Here is a 2,024-nt window from a genome sequence, read left to right as displayed (position 1 = left end):
TCCCTTGCTGCCTTATAACGTCGTTCTCCCGCCACTAATTCATAATGACCAGCTTTTTCTAAAGGACGAACTATTAAAGGTTCTAAAACTCCATACTTACAAATTGATTCTTTTAGTTGTTGAAGCTTCTCTGGATCGAAATAGCGACGAGGTTGACTCAACGGAAGAGAAATTGAATCAATAGAGACTTCAAGAATATTAGATTTATTGTCCAATTGTGCATCAAAAGATAACTCAGTATCAAATTTCCAATCATCTTTTAAACTATTTCGCCTTACCATAGCTCAAAGCCTCCTCAAAAAGCTGCTTGTAATCTTTTGCAGCTTGAGATGCCGCATCACCTGACATATTAAAAACGGTAACAGATTGGCCTGGAGCATCAGCTATAACTTGCCTCTGATAAATTACCTGTTTCAGTAACATTAGTCCTTGAGTTTCAGCTAAAACTTCTTTAGCTTCTCTTAATAAAACAGTTCCTTTTGATGCACGGCTCAGAAACATTAAAGCTTTTGGAGATCCCTTGCGGATTTTCTGAGCTTGATTAACTAAACGAACAATATCTTTAGTGGCTAGTAAATCGAGATTAGATGGTTGCACTGGCACTAATGCTAAATCAACACTTAATAAAACGGCTTTAGCTGTTTCACCAAGAACAGCTGGAGAGTCTACAATGACTGAATCATATTGTTCAGAGAACTGTGTGATTTTATCAAAGAGATCGTCTGGATTATTAATCACTAAAGAAGGGAGGTTAAGCTTTTCTAGCCACTGACTAGAACTAGTTTGCCCATCTGAGTCGATAACTATTACATTATGCTTTCTCTGCGTTAACCAGTAAGCTAAATGGACAGCAGTAGTTGATTTTCCACACCCACCTTTCCTATTTAAAATTCCAATAAGCATTGATTTTGCCTAATAACTACCAAGTCTTGCAATATAACAGTTATTGTTATACCCTCTTAATCGGCAGGCTTAAAAATTTACTTGAGTTCTCGTTAATGTAGATATATAACTTAAAAATACAAAAAAAATCAATCTAGCGCTACTCGTAGTTTGCCAGCCTAAAAATGCGCTTGTGAAGGCTCTTTAAAGAGTCAAGGACACTCAGGGGTGATCTAATAGTAGTCGGCATTTACAACAGAAAGCTTTCTTTCGAGGGTTCAAGCTCTATCTGGTAGGTAATTACAGCCATCACCAGGTTGTAATAAAAAACTTGTCAGAAGTTTTACTAGGATTATTTGAAACATTAACGAGTAAGACTACGCAATAATCTCAGATAGAAAAAATGAAAACCCCAGCTAAATTGCTGGGGTTAACGAGAGATAGCAATATTGAAACTTGCCAAAAATCGATCACTAACTATTCCACATTCCACCCATCAAACAGATTAGGCTGATCTATTCCGTACTGCCTCTGCACCAGGCGCCTCAGTTCTGCCACCGAGTTAGCCGACTTCATCAGAACCAGGACTGATATAACGTGAGGAGATAACCTCTCCTTTGTTTCTTTCGACAGCATTTGATGTATTTTGTACTTTCTTCTCCCGTTAGGCAAAATTGGATTAACGATATCGAGCTTAGCTTTTTTTTCGGGAGTCATTCAGTTGTAGACAAACTCCCAGTAGTATTTACCATTTTTGTATGTGCTTTTTATGGAGCTTGCTTATCGTGCTAGATTCTCCTCAAATTCAGTCTCGAAAAGTCAGGTCCTTGGGCGGGGCGTATCTAAGATTCGAGAATCGTCTATGCGCCGTTGTTCAACTGTCCGCGACTCTCCCCAGACTTGATCGAATCTGCTAGTGAGTGAGTCTTCAGATAAGGCATCTATTAGCTTTTGAGCTTGTACATTTCCTTTTGTGTCGAAATAGCGCCAGATTATTCTGGCATCCTTTACTGATATAGTTTCAGCACGGGTTCCCACGCTATTGACGGTATATTCCGCAAAAAGGGTAACATGATTTAGTCCTTGTTTTACAAGGTTTTGATAGACTTTGGGTGCTTTAAAAGGTAACGTGATTAGCCAGT

General features: G+C 38.7%; 3 protein-coding genes. All 3 read right to left on the bottom strand.

The features are described 5' to 3' along the window. On the bottom strand, positions 1-281 hold a 281-nt coding region (locus H6G26_RS41305; RefSeq protein WP_190737878.1), incomplete at its 3' end, for a ParB N-terminal domain-containing protein. Beyond that, complete coding sequence (locus H6G26_RS41300; protein ID WP_190737877.1) at positions 265-903, bottom strand: AAA family ATPase; 639 nt, start codon at positions 901-903, stop codon at positions 265-267. The genes H6G26_RS41300 and H6G26_RS41305, both read right to left, overlap by 17 nt. A 798-nt stretch (positions 904-1,701) precedes the next feature. Continuing rightward, on the bottom strand, positions 1,702-2,024 hold a 323-nt coding region (locus tag H6G26_RS41295; protein ID WP_190737876.1), incomplete at its 5' end, for a hypothetical protein.

This window comes from Nostoc sp. FACHB-888, from assembly GCF_014696655.1.
In the GTDB taxonomy this organism is placed as follows: Bacteria; Cyanobacteriota; Cyanobacteriia; order Cyanobacteriales; family Nostocaceae; genus Nostoc.
Note: the sequence above shows the minus strand (reverse complement) of the source record. Positions and strands in the feature narration are given on the sequence as shown.

Bases quoted from the DNA above. Each gene is read 5' to 3' on its own strand.
- H6G26_RS41300 (WP_190737877.1), bottom strand. From the start codon at position 903: ATGCTTATTGGAATTTTAAATAGGAAAGGTGGGTGTGGAAAATCAACT.